Annotated in this window: 17 protein-coding genes; 8 read left to right on the top strand and 9 right to left on the bottom strand. The window is 36.9% G+C overall.

The features are described 5' to 3' along the window. Nucleotides 1-22 precede the first annotated feature (22 nt). Entirely contained in the window at nt 23-1210 is a 1188-nt protein-coding gene (locus AC3WJF_RS05680; protein ID WP_492450156.1) for an acetyl-CoA C-acetyltransferase, read from the bottom strand. Nucleotides 1211-1467: 257 nt separating this feature from the next. On the opposite strand from AC3WJF_RS05680, the gene AC3WJF_RS05675 reads away from it, so the two are divergent. The 4 genes from AC3WJF_RS05675 (at nt 1468) to AC3WJF_RS05660 (ending at nt 4813) form a co-directional block, all read left to right on the top strand. Continuing rightward, a complete protein-coding gene (locus tag AC3WJF_RS05675) occupies nt 1468-2124 on the top strand; it encodes a 5-bromo-4-chloroindolyl phosphate hydrolysis family protein (protein WP_492450155.1) in 657 nt (218 codons plus the stop codon). Then, complete coding sequence (locus AC3WJF_RS05670) at nt 2121-3299, top strand: toxic anion resistance protein (protein WP_492450154.1); 1179 nt, start codon at nt 2121-2123, stop codon at nt 3297-3299. The genes AC3WJF_RS05675 and AC3WJF_RS05670 overlap by 4 nt, the downstream gene beginning before the upstream one ends. A 415-nt stretch (nt 3300-3714) precedes the next feature. Beyond that, entirely contained in the window at nt 3715-4611 is an 897-nt protein-coding gene (locus AC3WJF_RS05665) for a hydroxymethylglutaryl-CoA lyase (RefSeq protein WP_492450153.1), read from the top strand. A 70-nt stretch (nt 4612-4681) separates the two neighbouring features. Then, the gene (locus AC3WJF_RS05660; RefSeq protein WP_492450152.1) at nt 4682-4813 is read left to right on the top strand and encodes a hypothetical protein; all 132 of its coding nucleotides are present in this window, start codon (nt 4682-4684) and stop codon (nt 4811-4813) included. Nucleotides 4814-4843: 30 nt separating this feature from the next. Here the strand turns inward: AC3WJF_RS05660 and AC3WJF_RS05655 are convergent, their stop codons facing one another. Then, a complete protein-coding gene (locus AC3WJF_RS05655; RefSeq protein ID WP_492450151.1) occupies nt 4844-4987 on the bottom strand; it encodes a hypothetical protein in 144 nt (47 codons plus the stop codon). A gap of 371 nt (nt 4988-5358) precedes the next feature. Here AC3WJF_RS05655 and AC3WJF_RS05650 point away from each other — a divergent pair, with 371 nt between their 5' ends. The 3 genes from AC3WJF_RS05650 (at nt 5359) to AC3WJF_RS05640 (ending at nt 7475) form a co-directional block, all read left to right on the top strand. Beyond that, complete coding sequence (locus AC3WJF_RS05650) at nt 5359-6285, top strand: alpha/beta hydrolase (RefSeq protein WP_492450150.1); 927 nt, start codon at nt 5359-5361, stop codon at nt 6283-6285. Between the two features lie 74 nt (nt 6286-6359). Then, nucleotides 6360-6566: a CDGSH iron-sulfur domain-containing protein gene (locus AC3WJF_RS05645; protein ID WP_492450149.1), complete on the top strand. Its 207-nt coding sequence runs from the start codon at nt 6360-6362 to the stop codon at nt 6564-6566. A gap of 207 nt (nt 6567-6773) precedes the next feature. Then, nucleotides 6774-7475, top strand: a complete 702-nt coding sequence (locus AC3WJF_RS05640; RefSeq protein WP_492450148.1) for an MgtC/SapB family protein — start codon at nt 6774-6776, stop codon at nt 7473-7475. A gap of 157 nt (nt 7476-7632) precedes the next feature. On the opposite strand, the gene AC3WJF_RS05635 is transcribed toward AC3WJF_RS05640, so the two are convergent. Continuing rightward, nucleotides 7633-7965, bottom strand: a complete 333-nt coding sequence (locus AC3WJF_RS05635; RefSeq protein ID WP_492450147.1) for a YolD-like family protein — start codon at nt 7963-7965, stop codon at nt 7633-7635. After that, complete coding sequence (locus AC3WJF_RS05630; protein WP_492450146.1) at nt 7962-9248, bottom strand: Y-family DNA polymerase; 1287 nt, start codon at nt 9246-9248, stop codon at nt 7962-7964. The genes AC3WJF_RS05635 and AC3WJF_RS05630 overlap by 4 nt, the downstream gene beginning before the upstream one ends. A gap of 181 nt (nt 9249-9429) precedes the next feature. Here AC3WJF_RS05630 and AC3WJF_RS05625 point away from each other — a divergent pair, with 181 nt between their 5' ends. Continuing rightward, nucleotides 9430-9576: a YqzH family protein gene (locus tag AC3WJF_RS05625; protein WP_492450306.1), complete on the top strand. Its 147-nt coding sequence runs from the start codon at nt 9430-9432 to the stop codon at nt 9574-9576. 41 nt (nt 9577-9617) lie between these two features. Here the strand turns inward: AC3WJF_RS05625 and AC3WJF_RS05620 are convergent, their stop codons facing one another. From AC3WJF_RS05620 to AC3WJF_RS05600, 5 genes are all read right to left on the bottom strand, one after another. Then, on the bottom strand, nt 9618-9791 hold the full coding sequence (locus AC3WJF_RS05620) for a FeoB-associated Cys-rich membrane protein (RefSeq protein WP_492450145.1): 174 nt from the start codon (nt 9789-9791) through the stop codon (nt 9618-9620). 12 nt (nt 9792-9803) lie between these two features. Beyond that, on the bottom strand, nt 9804-11813 hold the full coding sequence (gene feoB, locus AC3WJF_RS05615; RefSeq protein WP_492450144.1) for a ferrous iron transport protein B: 2010 nt from the start codon (nt 11811-11813) through the stop codon (nt 9804-9806). Continuing rightward, nucleotides 11810-12043: a FeoA family protein gene (locus tag AC3WJF_RS05610; RefSeq protein WP_492450143.1), complete on the bottom strand. Its 234-nt coding sequence runs from the start codon at nt 12041-12043 to the stop codon at nt 11810-11812. The genes feoB and AC3WJF_RS05610 overlap by 4 nt, the downstream gene beginning before the upstream one ends. A 175-nt stretch (nt 12044-12218) precedes the next feature. After that, the gene (locus AC3WJF_RS05605; RefSeq protein ID WP_492450142.1) at nt 12219-13556 is read right to left on the bottom strand and encodes a DUF4179 domain-containing protein; all 1338 of its coding nucleotides are present in this window, start codon (nt 13554-13556) and stop codon (nt 12219-12221) included. After that, entirely contained in the window at nt 13549-14070 is a 522-nt protein-coding gene (locus AC3WJF_RS05600; RefSeq protein ID WP_492450141.1) for a sigma-70 family RNA polymerase sigma factor, read from the bottom strand. The genes AC3WJF_RS05605 and AC3WJF_RS05600 overlap by 8 nt, the downstream gene beginning before the upstream one ends. Nucleotides 14071-14087 lie beyond the last annotated feature (17 nt).

Below are 14087 nucleotides of genomic sequence, written 5' to 3'. Positions count from 1 at the left end.
TTTCTCTCTCCCTTCTATTCTACTAAGCTAATTCAACAATTGTTGCTACCCCTTGTCCTCCGCCAATGCAAAGTGTAGCAAGCCCATTTTTTGCTTGTCTTCTTTGCATTTCATGAATAAGTGTTACTAGAATTCTTGCCCCACTTGCTCCAATTGGATGACCAAGCGCAATCGCCCCGCCATTTACATTTAAAATCTCTTTATTAAATCTTAGCTCTCTGTCAACTGCCAGCGATTGTGCAGCAAATGCTTCATTTGCTTCAATTAAATCCATATCCTCTAAGGATATCTGTGCCTTTTCTAAAGCCTTTTTCACCGCCGTTACCGGACCAATGCCCATAACACTTGGATCTACTCCTGCATTGGCATTTGCTTTTATCGTAACAAGTGGTTTAATACCTAGTTCATTTGCTTTTTGCTTTGACATAACTACTACCGCTGCCGCCCCATCGTTTATTCCAGAAGCATTTCCAGCTGTCACTGAACCATCCTTTTTAAAAGCAGGTCTTAAGGAACTTAATTTTTCTACTGTTGTACCTTTTTTAGGGTATTCGTCCGTATCAAAAATGATTGGTTCACTTTTCCTTTGCGGAATTTCTACTGCGACAATCTCCGCTTCGAACTTTCCTTCTTCAATAGCCTTCACTGCTTTTGCTTGACTATCTGCAGAAAATTGATCCTGTTCCTCTCGGGAAAGTTGATAGCGATCACAAAGATTTTCTGCTGTTATTCCCATATGATAATCATTGAAAGCACACCACAGCCCGTCTTGAATCATGCTATCGATTAGTTTCTGGTCTCCCATTTTAAACCCGTCTCGCGCATTTTTCAGTAAATAAGGTGCCTGACTCATATTTTCCATTCCGCCGGCAACAATTATGTCAGCATCTCCCGCTACGATTGCTTGCGCAGCAAGATGAACAGCCTTTAATCCCGACCCGCATACTTTATTAATGGTCATCGCGGAAACACTTTCCGGAATCCCTGCTTTTATTGCCGCCTGACGTGCAGGATTTTGCCCTAATCCGGCTTGCAGGACATTTCCCATAATGACCTCATCTATTTGATCGCCTTTTAACTCTGCTCTTTCTATTGCGTGTTTAATGACGATACCGCCTAGTTCTGGTGCTGATATATTTTTCAATGCGCCATTGAAGCTACCAATAGCTGTTCTTACTGCACTTACTATTACGACTTCTCGTTTTTCCATTTTTTTACCCCCAAGTTGATTAGAATGATTTTGTAATCGCTAACATTTCCTCTTCTACCTTTTTCGATAAAAACTTTAAATTTCCTGCTGTAAAATTAATTGATTCATTTTATATAAGTACTTAAGATGTATTGTACAATACTACTAGAGAAGTATTTCTTTCGTGAATGATCTTTTTTATAATAAGAGGAGTGAAACTTTTTCTTTTAAAATCCGTATGGAGAGTTATAGCTGCTCTAGATTGGAGTCGATTAAACATGAAGTCCATTTTTTCATTTATTGTTCGTATTTTTGTTGCCGTGCCTTTTACGGTACTCGTTTGGCTGATTAGTTTTTTTGGTTTCGGGCAAACATTCCTTATTTCCTCCGCTTCAGCCATTGTGGGGGGCGCAATTATATACTTTACCATTAAGTCAATAAGCACAAGAAAGTTTTTGAAAAAACATCAATTATCCAAAAAAGAATTTGCCTATATTGTCAAAAACTTAAAGGAAGCAAAAAAGAAAATTGGACGGATGCAAAGAGTATTTTTTAACGTTCGAAACATTGGTGCATTTAAACAAATGTTAGATCTTATTCGACTTGTCAAAAGAATTTATGCGATTATCAGAAGAGAGCCAAGAAGGTTTTATCAAGCGGAGCGATTCTTTTTCTATCATTTAGATTCTATTGTAGAATTGTCCGAAAAATACGCATTTTTGGCTGCGCAGCCAGTTAAAAATAATGATCTGTACTTTTCATTAAAAGATACCCGCGATACTTTAAAGGAATTAAAAAGGACAATAGAGAATGATTTATATGAAGTGCTATCAAAGGACATTGATCATCTTGAGTTTGAATTAAATGTTGCGAAGCATACTTTACAAACACCTAAAGACCCTCTTATAGACGATGAAAGGAGATCTGCAAAATGAGTGAGTCAAAGGAGAGCTTATGGCAGGAAGATATAAGCGATGGATTGGAGGATTTACTGTCCAGTCCATTTGGAGAAAAGGAACTTATTATTCATGATACACCTGTTGCAAATCATGAGGAAAAACCGCAAAGATTAATTGATGTTCTACCTGAAGATAACCGCCAAAAAGCAATACAGTTGGCGGAACAAATAGATCCAAAAAATCATCAAGCCATAATGATGTACGGAACACAAGCCCAAGCAAAGCTATTAAATTTCTCTCATACCATGCTTGATCATGTCCAAAAAAAGGATATCGGTGAAATCGGTGAGATATTAGGGGATTTAATGAAGAAATTAGATCAGGTTAATCCCGAGGAATTATCCCCTGAAAAGAAAGGAATTTTTTCTAGGATGTTTGGGAAAATTTCCAGTTCTTTGCAGGAAGTATTGTCAAAATATCAAAAGACGGGTGCTCAAATCGATCGAATCAGTGTTAAATTAGAGCTTTCGAAAAAAACACTATTGTCCGATGTTAACATGCTGGAGCAATTATACGAAAAAAATAAAGACTATTTCCATGCCTTAAATATTTACATTGCAGCAGGCGAATTAAAAGTGGAAGAATTGCATACGAAAACGATTCCAGAATTAAAGAAAAAAGCGGCAGAATCAGGAGATCAAATGGCTTTTCAAGATGTCAATGATATGATTCAATTTGCAGACCGCTTGGAGAAACGTTTGCATGATCTAAAGTTAAGCCGTCAGATTACGATTCAAAGTGCACCACAAATTAGATTAATTCAAAATACGAATCAAGCGTTAGCGGAAAAAATTCAATCTTCTATTATGACAGCAATCCCGCTCTGGAAAAACCAAATCGCAATTGCCTTGACGCTTATTCGCCAACGCAGTGCGGTCGAAGCACAAAAACAAGTGTCTAAAACGACAAATGATTTATTACTTAAAAATGCGGAAATGTTAAAAACGAATACCATCGAATCTGCTCGAGAAAATGAACGTGGACTTGTTGATATCGAAACATTAAAGAAAACGCAGGAAAATCTTGTTTCTACTTTAGAGGAAACACTGCGCATCCAACAAGAGGGCCGTGCAAAACGTTATCAAGCGGAGCAAGAGCTTATCACAATGGAGAATGAATTAAAGCAGAAGCTGTTGAATTTAAAATCATAAAAACAAATGCGGAAGCGCCGCAGCTCTAGCGTACGGATTTCGTAGTCTTCGACTGAGACAAAGGAAACCGTGCTGAGGTAGTTCGCGAGCAATTGAAATTGGCACTTCAAATTTCACCGAGTGAAATTAGTATTACCAATTTCACCTGATGTTGACTTATCGTAGGGAGGAGACGGAGAAATCCGCTAGCCGATAGGCGCTATTGAAATTGAAGTACAAATTTCACCTGAAGCTAGACGTAGACCATTTTTATAAAAGATTATCCATAGAGGATTAATTTTTATTATTTCCTAAACGAGAACACAGGCAATGTCTAATACTATAGCATTGCTTTTTTTTATGAAATATCACATTATTATTGCAATTCCTTCTCCCCTCTTTTTACAATAGACATATAGGCAAAGGGGGAGAAATCATGATATTACCAACAAAGGCTACCATTATTGAGGTTGGACCTCGTGACGGGTTGCAAAATGAAAAAAGCTTCGTTCCAACGGATATTAAAAATAAATTTATTGGACAGTTAAAGGCTTCTGGAGTAACGGAGATGGAATTAACCTCATTTGTTTCGCCCAAATGGGTACCACAAATGCAGGATGCTGCAGAGATTGTTTCGGCTAATTCCTCAGATACATATCGAAATATTGTTTTAGCTCCTAATCGTAAAGGGATCGACCGTGCTTTAGAATCAGGCTGCAAGGCAATTGCCGTTTTTGTCGGAGTTAGCAATAGCTTTAATAAGAAAAATATTAATAAAACAACTAGAGAAAGCATGGAGGAACTAAAACCAATTATTGCTGAACTAAAAGCTAATAATATTTTTGTACGAGCATGCATTTCCACTTCGTTTTATTGCCCATTTGAAGGGAAAATAGCAGAAGAAGATACCATTGCACTTTGTGAAGAGTTTGTTGAAACTGGGGTCGATGAATTAAGTGTTGCCGATACAATTGGAATGGCAGCCCCTACGGAATCGTTTTCCTTGTTCTTTAAATTAAAAGCTCAGCTTCCCGAGATTTTACTTACCGCTCATTTTCATGATACAAGAAAAATGGCGCTTGCTAATATTTATGCTGCACTTGAAGCAGGCGTTGATCGTTTCGATACTTCAGCAGGCGGTCTTGGAGGCTGCCCATTTGCTCCAGGTGCAACCGGAAATGTTGCGACCGAGGATGTTGTTTTTATGCTGGAGAGGATGGGGATTGAAACAGGTATTCATTTGGACGGTCTTGTCAATGCCATTGACATCATTGCCCCTTCCATTTCTCGAAAAATAGAAACCGGATATTACCAATTAGCGAAAACGAAATAGTGGCTGCATAGTTTTTATCTGTAATGCTCATTTTAAGGATATCGTCTATTCTAAGGAGGTATCATGTAAAATGTCAAAGCAACGTGAGAAAGGCTATAGCCAAAAAGGCAAACCAACTGCTGACACAACTAAAAATATGCTAGCTGCAGAAGAACTAAATAATGCGATTCATCCTACCAAGAGACAAAATTCTGAGCAATAATTTTTAAATGCTTTGCAGTTTATTGCTTACTCAAGTCTGAGTTAATTCTTCATTCTCTTGATGAAGAACATTTTGTTTTTTGTCTTGCTCTGAAGTGTCCTTCATATCTTTATGAAGGACACTTTGCTGTTTGGTTTCCTCTGACTTGTCCTTCATATCTTTGATGAAGGACATTTTGCTGGTTGGTTGCCTCTGATTTGTCCTTCATCCCCTTGATGAAGGACACTTTGCTGGTTGGTTGCCTCTGATTTGTCCTTCATACCTTTGATGAAGGACACTTTGTTGTTTGGTTGCCTCTGATTTGTCCTTCATATCCTTGATGAAGGACACTTTGCTGGTTGGTTGCCTCTGATTTGTCCTTCATACCTTTGATGAAGGACACTTTGCTGGTTGTTTGCCTCTGACTTGTCCTTCATATCCTTTATGAAGGACACTTTGTTGGTTGTTTGCCTCTGACTTGTCCTTATTTCTTGTGATGCTGTCATTTTTTATGTCATCCTTTTCATATGGTAAACTAAAGAAAATTGTATTTTGGAGGTGGCTATATGAAGAAGGTTCTTTCTATTCTTGGGGGTACTACAATACTTGCGGCAGGCTTAGGATTGTATATGTCGCAACGAATTATCTATATGACGAAAAAGGATGAAAAATTAATTTATGATCGCGAAGTGACAGCGAATAGAATTGATCCCACCAACTTTGAAGATTTACCAAAACAAGAGGTATGGATCAACTCTCCTTTTGGTTATTTAATAAAAGCGATTGTGGTTCGACCTTATCCCGATAGAAAAAAATTTATGATCTTTTCACATGGAGTTACCGAAAACAAAACAAATTCAATCAAATATATGAACATTTTTCTTAAAAGAGGCTTTAACGCGATTATCTATGACCATCGCCGCCATGGAGAATCAGAAGGCAAAACAACAAGCTACGGATTTTACGAAAAATACGATTTGAAAGCGGTTGTCGATTATTTAATTTCTATGGAAGGCGATAATGTCTTTATTGGGATTCACGGAGAATCTATGGGTGCCGCTACAGCCCTTTTATATGCTGGTAGCCTTGAAGACCGGGCTGATTTTTATATTGTGGACTGCCCTTTTTCCGATTTTCGTGAACAGTTAGCCTACCGATTTACAAAAGAGATGAGATTACCAGGAAAATGGTTTTTACCTCTTGCAAACATTTTTGTTCGAATTCGTGGCGGTTTTAGCCTAAAAGCTATTTCCCCTATTAAGGTTATCGACAACATAAAAAAACCTATATTATTTATACATAGCACAAAGGATGATTATATCCTTCCGGAAATGACAAAAGCGTTATACGACAGAAAAAAGGACCATAAGATGTTATTCATGGCAACAAATGGAGGACATGCGCAATCCTTTAATGAAAATAAGAAAGAGTATGAGCAAGCAATTGATGAATTTTTAAGCATTTATTTGAATGGAGAATCCACGCAACTTTAGATTAATGTTGCATTTTTCTCCTTTTCTCTATACCATCTAAGAAGGCATGATAAATTTAGAAAGGGTGGTTATATATGGAAAAAGTTCAAATTAAGGTGAATGATAATGGCTCCTACCGCATTTCAGGAGACGTTGAACTTATTGATGCAGAAGGAAATGTATTTGAAACAAAACCAGCATTTTCACTATGCCGCTGTGGTTTATCTCATAATAAACCTTTCTGTGACGGCACTCATAAGGGAAACTTTGAGTCAATCGTCCGTGCAGAAAAAAACGAATAACAAAAAGAATGCAAATCCCGTATCATGTCTGATGCGGGATTTTGCTTTTGTAAATTATAAAAAACACTTTCCTTCTTTTATTAAGGAAAAATAAATAAAGATTATTTTTATATTATGTGAGCTATATTAACTGTATATATTTATTTTGGAGGACAAAGGCATAAGTTTTATATACCTCTCTTCTTTAGAAATTTGGAGGTGAAAGATTTGGTATGGCAAGACATTATAGTCCGTTTGGCTATTGCAATACTTGTAGGGGCGTGTATAGGAACAGAACGTCAATGGCGGCACCGGATGGCTGGCTTGCGGACTAATTCTCTCGTCTCATTAGGGGCTTGTTTATTTGTACTATTATCTGTCATGATTCCAGGAGAACAAAGTCCTACACGTATTGCTGCTCAAGTGGTTAGTGGAATTGGTTTTTTAGGCGGCGGAGTCATTATTCGAGAGGGTCTAAGTATTCGTGGATTAAATACTGCTGCTACATTATGGTGTTCCGCTGCTGCCGGTACTCTTGTTGGGGCCGGATTTTTAAAAGCGGGTATTATCGGTGCATTCGGAGTAGTATTAGTAAATTTATTATTTCGACCTCTGGCGCTTTTTATGAATAAAATAGCAAGAGAACAAATGCCGGAAGACATGGATTATATGGTATCTGCCACTTGTTTAGATAAAGATGAATCTCATATTAGGGCCATATTAATGCAATTGGTTCAATCAGAAAGCATTGATCTAAAAGAATTATATAGTGAAGACATTGAGGGTGGTAAAAAAGTAATAGTACGGGCTTTGCTGCATTGCGATGTTAAAAAAGCTGCGTTGCTTGAAAAAATAGTGAGTCGGTTAAGTTTGGAAGCTGGAGTAACTGCTATTGGATGGAAATCTATAGAAGAACAAGAGACAGATTGATTATTCAAATTGTTTTCATTTTTTAAAGGAGTGTTTGTATTAAACAAAGATTTATACAATATGTCATCCGAACATTTAATCAAAAGGTTTTATAAAGCAGAAACATCCAACCTAAAAGGTGGATGTTCATTAATTTAAACTTATAACGCATTTTATTTTAATCTGTTAAGCGGATATCTGCTACATTCTCCAATAAAATGCGATGAACTTCATCAAAATGATCTATAACCCGAAGTTCTTTGTTTATTGGGCTATAATGATGAACTTTCCCGATGATTAGTTCATAGCGATGATTATGATAATGGGTAATCGTGATATTATTACTTGTTTCCATTGCCTCTGTCAGACATTCGTTCATAAGTTCGAATTGCTGCTCATCCAGCTGCTTCTTCTGTTCATACATATTTTCTTTTTTCCAGTCCCGAAGCATTTTCACATGCTCTGGAAGCATTAAGGAATTCCATTTTTTATTCCCTCTATCACGGATCATGCTTTATGTCCCCCTACAAGTGCTGAGCGTTTTAAAGCTGTCCCAGCCTCAGTAAAAGAAATGGCTCTCAATATCGATGCAGAACCAAACTTATCTCTAATTTTATCTACTACATATCCTAAATCATGTAATTTCTCTTTATTAGGCTCAAACAAATTTAACTGCATATTTATATCATTAACAATATTGGAAAGGGTGATTGTTATTTGACGAACACTTTTGCCTGTATAAAATTTATCAAATAAGTTTAAGCATATTTGATAAATTTTCATGGTTACATTGGTCGCCTCTTCCATTGTATAGGATCGATAAAAGCCTCCTCCAAAATCAGAGTCACTGTATCCAATTCCTAAACTAATCGTTCTTCCCGATTTCTTGGAAGCACGAGCTCTGCGTGCTACTTCCTCACACATTTCCAATATTACTACTTTGATTTCATGCTCTTCCTTATAATCACGTAGTAATATTTGGCCTTTCCCAAAACTAATTTGCCCTTCTATGATTGGAGCTCCCAACTCGGATAAATCAACACCCCAAGCATGATGGTAAAGTTGGTTTCCCATAACCCCAAATTCTTTCTCCAAGAATTTCAGGTCATATTTTGCCAAAGCACCTACAGAGAAAATCCCCATTCCGTTTAGTCTTCTTTCCAACCTTCTTCCTATCCCCCACATTTCCCGTAATGGGGATACTGACCATAGTTTGCTTGGGACATCCTCATATGTCCATTCCGCTATTCCATTCTTTGCTTTTTTTGATTCCAAATCTAGTGCTAATTTTGACATAAGCATATTGGGACCAATGCCAATAGTACAGGGCAGTCCAAAGTTTTCAAGAATCTCATTCTTAATCATATGTGCAATTGTTTTCACGTCACCAAATATATTTTTCAGGCCATCCACTTTAATAAACGATTCATCCACGCTGTAGACATGAATATCTTCCATAGGTGCATACTTATTAAAAATTTTTATTAATTCTGTGGAAATTTGTAAATAAGTTGACATCTGCGCTTCCACAACGAGAATCCTGCTGTCATTAGGAATATTAAACAGCCGGGAAGATGCTGATTTAATGCCAAATTCCTTTTTTAATTTCGGAGAAGCGGCGAGAACAATACTTCCTGGTTGCTCTTTGTTCCCAACCACCGCTAAATAGCAGTCCATCGGATCTAGCCCACGCATAACAGCACTGCAACTTGCGTAAAAACTCTTCATATCGATGCATAAAATCTTATGATGTGGGAGTTTGCTGTAATCAACGGTCACTTTCTTCACCTTCATTAGGTTTATTTATTTTACACCAATTAACGAACTTATGTTCTTATTATATTCTATATTGTATTCGAATATACGTTCGATTTCAATTTATATTTTTTGGAAAATAGCTTTATTGTAATTGTTGAAAACCATGTATAATAGGATAGATTTATTTATCTTGTGAGGTTAATATGGAAAGAAATTTATTCTAAAATTAATTCAAAACTGCTTTTCTCAATATGAATATGAAAGAAATTCTTTAGAAATAAACGAGGAAGATTTAGAACATATGTATCGGGAGGTTCTAAAGGAAATAGAGGTGGACGCACTTCTAGCCTGCACGATATTGTAAACGATGTTGTTTATACATATTTGACGCAATAGAAAAACCCCTTACGAAAAGGGGTTTACTTTTTCATTTTTTAAAACGGTATTACAGGCTGATTGACAGTTATTTTTTAACGAACAATGTGCACAGGCACCTTGTTTGCTTTTTCGAACAAATTTATACAATGTAAAGGCAGCATATCCAAAAATAATGGCGCCTATAATAATACTTGCCAACATATTGACCACTCCTTACATTCCAAGAATGAGCTTTCCACCATAATAGACAATTAACGATAGTAAATATGCAATAGCAAGTGCATACACGATACTGAAAATTGTCCATTTCCATGAACCCGATTCATTTCGAATCGCAGCAACCGTCGCTAAACATGGTACATAAAGCAAAACAAATACTAAGAAGCTATAAGCTGATAAGGGTGTGAAATAATGTGACAATAACCCTTGAAGTGCTGTCGAATCCGGCGTATGGTAAATAATCCCCATCGTCGAAACAACCACTTCTTTTGCTAAAAATCCGGTGATTAAAGCTACACCAGCTTGCCACATACCAAATCCAAGCGGTGCCAAAAGAGGAGCAATCCAACCGCCAATAATCGCTAAAAAACTATGGTCCATGTCAACGCCAATGCCACCTGGTCCGAAGTAGGATAAAAGCCAAATGACAACAGAGCCACCAAAAATAAAGGTACCTGCTTTTCGAACAAAGCCTTTTCCTTTGTCCCATGTGCTTCTCCATAATGTTAAAGCGTGGGGAACACGGTAAGGAGGTAGCTCAATGACAAACATAGATGGCTCATTTTTCATTAATACTTTCGAAAAAATTTTCGATAAGACAAGTGCCACAACAATCCCCATTACATATAATGAAAAGACGATAATGGCCTGATGCTTATGGAAAAATGCTCCTACAAACAAAGCATAAATGGATAATCGCGCTGAACAAGACATTAATGGTGTTAGAAGAACCGTTAATAACCTTTCTTTCGGTTGTTCAATTGTTCTAGCAGCCATAATGCCAGGAACATTACATCCGAAGCCGATTACCATTGGGATAAATGCTTTCCCATTTAGGCCCACTCTTTCCAAGACTCGGTCCATGACAAGTGCGGCTCTAGCCATATAACCGGAATCCTCCAAGAACGAAATAAATAGGAACAAAACAAATATTTGCGGGACAAAAACGAGAACACCGCCAACTCCTGCCACTATTCCGTCCGTAACAAGAGCTTGAATAAACGAACTAGCTCCAACTGCATTTAAACCTTCATCTATCCATGTGCTTAATGGACCTGAAATAAAAGAATCTAGCAGGTCCGATAAAGGTGTACCAATCCAATCAAAGGTAACCGTAAACATAAGATACATAAAAGCTAAAAAGATTGGAATTCCAAGCCAGCGGTTCGTTACAATTTTATCAATTCGTTCTGTCCAGTTCTTCTTCTGTTCAGCTTGAGTAACGATACTATCTTGGATGATTTGTTCAATCCAAATTCTGCGCTTTTCAAAGATCAATCTTGAAGCGGATGGAAAAGTAGTACTATCTTTTACATCATGCTCTATCAAGTCAAGTAATTGTTTTAGTCTATCTTTGGCTACCCATTGTTCCAAATAAGCCCGAGCGTCTGGATTCCCATCTAACACTTGAAGTGCGAGCCAGCGAATCGGAAGTTGCAAATCTTGACCTTCTACCAAATCGATTATCTGGGCAATTCCTTTTTCAATTACTTCACTATATTGTATATTTGGAACATTATCTTTTTTATGGCGCAAGGATGTTAGTTGCTGTGTAAGCTCCCCGCACCCTTTCCCGCTTCTTGCGGTAATTGGTACAACAGGAATATCCAGTTTTTTAGATAGGACGGCTGAATCAATATGAATGCCTCTTCTTTCCGCAACATCATTCATATTTAAACCGATGATAACAGGACTCCCAAATTCAAGAAGCTGAATAGTAAGTTGTAAATTTCTTTCAAGTTGTGATGCGTCCACAATATTGATAATGTTTTCAAATTGTTCGTTTAGGAAAAATTGAATAACAACAGATTCGTCCTTTGAAAATGGATAAAGAGAATAGACTCCGGGCAAATCAATGAGATTGCCTTTTATTTCCTTCAATTTTCCTACTTTTTTCTCAACCGTTACACCGCTCCAGTTTCCAACGTACTCATAGGAGCCAGTTAGATGATTAAATAGAGATGTTTTTCCGGTGTTCGGATTTCCAACTAGAGCAGTAATCATGATTCACACTCAACCTTAATTTTTTTTGCATCGCCACGACGAATCCCAATCAATTGACCTTGGCATTCTACCATACATGGACCGCCAAATGGCATTAAACATTTTAATTTTATTGGACAACCTTCAAAAACGCCTACATGAAGCAAGCGGTGCTTTAATGTATCATCAACTTGAGAAAGATCAGAAATACTTCCTGCTTTGCCTTCAAGTAATTCTAATAAAGTTGCCATGATCATTTCTCCGTTCCACAATTAATTGAGAATGATAAATCTTCTCATTTGCTGATATTATTTTATCATGAAGCCTAAAAATAAGGAACATGAAATTCATTGGAAATGAGAATTTTTATCAATTGTTCACAAATCCTTTGAAAATCAACTAAAAAAACCTGCTTATAGTAGCAGGCTATTTGATGCGGATTTTTATATCCCCGTGGATATAGGCTGGGTAGTCAAGAAGCTTTAAGGTAATTGGCTTTGTTGGTATTGGTTTATCATAAGGAATTTCAAGTACTTCTCCTTCCTCATTACTATAATGGTTAGAATAGCTAGGCAAATGCTTCTTGCCTTGAGCATCAATGTAAGAATCGAACATAGTGAGCACAGAATCATAATCTTTATCTAAATTCTTAAAATAAAAGGACAGTCTAGAACCAGAAGTCACTTTATATAACTGGCCATCCTTAGGTGCTTGCAAAACTTTTTGATTTTTCGGATCCACTTTAACCAACAACTGATCCTTATCAAGCGCTCTTACCGTATTAATTGCTATATACAGCTTTTTTGATTTTGCAAAGTAGTCGCTTTGCAAATAATAGGTTTTTTTATCTCCCGCTCCAGAACCTATCGTACCACTCGCTATTATTGGCCATGTTTCCCCATGTTCATCAACTAAGCGCAAATCTTGCAGATCAAAAATCTGTTTTGTATTATCAGACGGAAGTTCAACTGAAATCCCTACTCTTGTTGGCAAAAAGCTAATCTTCTTAATAAGAATTTTTTGATTTTCTACCGTAACCGTTTTATTTAATGTAATAACTTCTTTCCTTGCAATTTTATGCTGATCTAATGTAAATGGAATTTTCCATTTCGAATCATACTTAACGGTTTTTTCATCGTCTTCCCCTATCCTCTTCTTTAATTCCACCGTAAGAGTCAATTGACTGTCAGATAAATTTTCTCCAAGGCCAATATCACATCTGTATATTGGGGATTTTCCATTATCAAAATCTACTCCTTGTTGTGTACTAAAGGAGCCAAGCTTAAGGTGTTTTCCATTTTCCTTTTCAAAATAATAATTATCGACAATTATATGAGCATCATTAACCTGTTTAGACTCAAAATGATAAAACATAATCAACTGTTCCTCATCCACAATAACCGAATCTAATACAACCTTAATCCCCTCATGTTCATCAGAACGGTTGATATTTTGTACGTAGTCATTTGCTACAGCCGCTTTTAACCCTTTATCATTTCGGATGAGTTCTGCAAGCTTATCATCTTTAGGCAAACTTGAGGTGTTTTTCTTAGGCGGAGTAATCGTGTGAAACGTAATGACAAATACAACTGCGATTACAGCGGCCGATAGGAATGAATTAGTCCAAAATTGAAATCTTTTTTTCTTGTTTCGAGCTTTACGGATCCCCGCAAAGATAGCTTGATCAATTTTTTCATTTGGTAGTGGGCTTCCTTCGTATTTATGTTTCACATTGTTTAACTTTTCCTCTTCACGGTCAAACATATTTTTGTCCTCCTTCCTCCTCTAACTGATTCTTGAGGGATTTCAAGCCTTTATAAAGCCATGTTTTCACTGTACTTTCAGGACATTTTAATAGATTAGCAATGTCCGTAATTTTCATATCATGAAAGTATTTTAAAATAATCACATCGCGTAATTTATCGTCCAGCTTATGGACGGCTTCTTCCATTTCAAAATGAAGGGCGTCTTCCTTCGCTCCTGCAATGGCTGCAATATTTTCGTGCTGGATAACTCTTTTTTGTTTTTTCAACTCATCCTTACAATAATTGATTAATATTCGAATCAACCAGGTTGAAAAATATTCGGGATTTTTTAACCTTTTTATCGCTTTATAGCTTCGAAAAGTGGTTTCTTGAATTGCTTCCAATGCTGCTTCTTCGTTTTTTAAATAGGACATGGCAATTCGATAAAGTTGTTCCCTCTGCTCCAACATAAGTTGATAAAAGGAAGCATCATCCCCTTTTTTCGCTTTCACCACTAGGGATATAAGCTCCATCTGCTCCCCTCCTTTTT

The sequence above is a fragment of the Heyndrickxia sp. FW510-T9 genome (assembly GCF_058781025.1).
This window is presented reverse-complemented; position numbering and strand designations above follow the sequence as displayed.

What these genes read in the sequence shown, in the direction of transcription:
- AC3WJF_RS05645 (WP_492450149.1), top strand. Translation starts at nt 6,360, where the DNA reads ATGGAAAAAGTTCAAATTAAGGTGAATGATAATGGCTCCTACCGCATT.
- AC3WJF_RS05620 (WP_492450145.1), bottom strand. Translation starts at nt 9,791, where the DNA reads ATGTTGGCAAGTATTATTATAGGCGCCATTATTTTTGGATATGCTGCC.
- AC3WJF_RS05605 (WP_492450142.1), bottom strand. Translation starts at nt 13,556, where the DNA reads ATGTTTGACCGTGAAGAGGAAAAGTTAAACAATGTGAAACATAAATAC.
- AC3WJF_RS05665 (WP_492450153.1), top strand. Translation starts at nt 3,715, where the DNA reads ATGATATTACCAACAAAGGCTACCATTATTGAGGTTGGACCTCGTGAC.
- AC3WJF_RS05600 (WP_492450141.1), bottom strand. Translation starts at nt 14,070, where the DNA reads ATGGAGCTTATATCCCTAGTGGTGAAAGCGAAAAAAGGGGATGATGCT.
- AC3WJF_RS05655 (WP_492450151.1), bottom strand. Translation starts at nt 4,987, where the DNA reads ATGTCCTTCATCAAAGATATGAAGGACAAGTCAGAGGAAACCAAACAG.
- AC3WJF_RS05630 (WP_492450146.1), bottom strand. Translation starts at nt 9,248, where the DNA reads ATGAAGGTGAAGAAAGTGACCGTTGATTACAGCAAACTCCCACATCAT.
- AC3WJF_RS05610 (WP_492450143.1), bottom strand. Translation starts at nt 12,043, where the DNA reads ATGGCAACTTTATTAGAATTACTTGAAGGCAAAGCAGGAAGTATTTCT.
- AC3WJF_RS05675 (WP_492450155.1), top strand. Translation starts at nt 1,468, where the DNA reads ATGAAGTCCATTTTTTCATTTATTGTTCGTATTTTTGTTGCCGTGCCT.
- AC3WJF_RS05635 (WP_492450147.1), bottom strand. Translation starts at nt 7,965, where the DNA reads ATGATCCGTGATAGAGGGAATAAAAAATGGAATTCCTTAATGCTTCCA.
- AC3WJF_RS05680 (WP_492450156.1), bottom strand. Translation starts at nt 1,210, where the DNA reads ATGGAAAAACGAGAAGTCGTAATAGTAAGTGCAGTAAGAACAGCTATT.
- feoB (WP_492450144.1), bottom strand. Translation starts at nt 11,813, where the DNA reads ATGATTACTGCTCTAGTTGGAAATCCGAACACCGGAAAAACATCTCTA.
- AC3WJF_RS05660 (WP_492450152.1), top strand. Translation starts at nt 4,682, where the DNA reads ATGTCAAAGCAACGTGAGAAAGGCTATAGCCAAAAAGGCAAACCAACT.
- AC3WJF_RS05650 (WP_492450150.1), top strand. Translation starts at nt 5,359, where the DNA reads ATGAAGAAGGTTCTTTCTATTCTTGGGGGTACTACAATACTTGCGGCA.
- AC3WJF_RS05670 (WP_492450154.1), top strand. Translation starts at nt 2,121, where the DNA reads ATGAGTGAGTCAAAGGAGAGCTTATGGCAGGAAGATATAAGCGATGGA.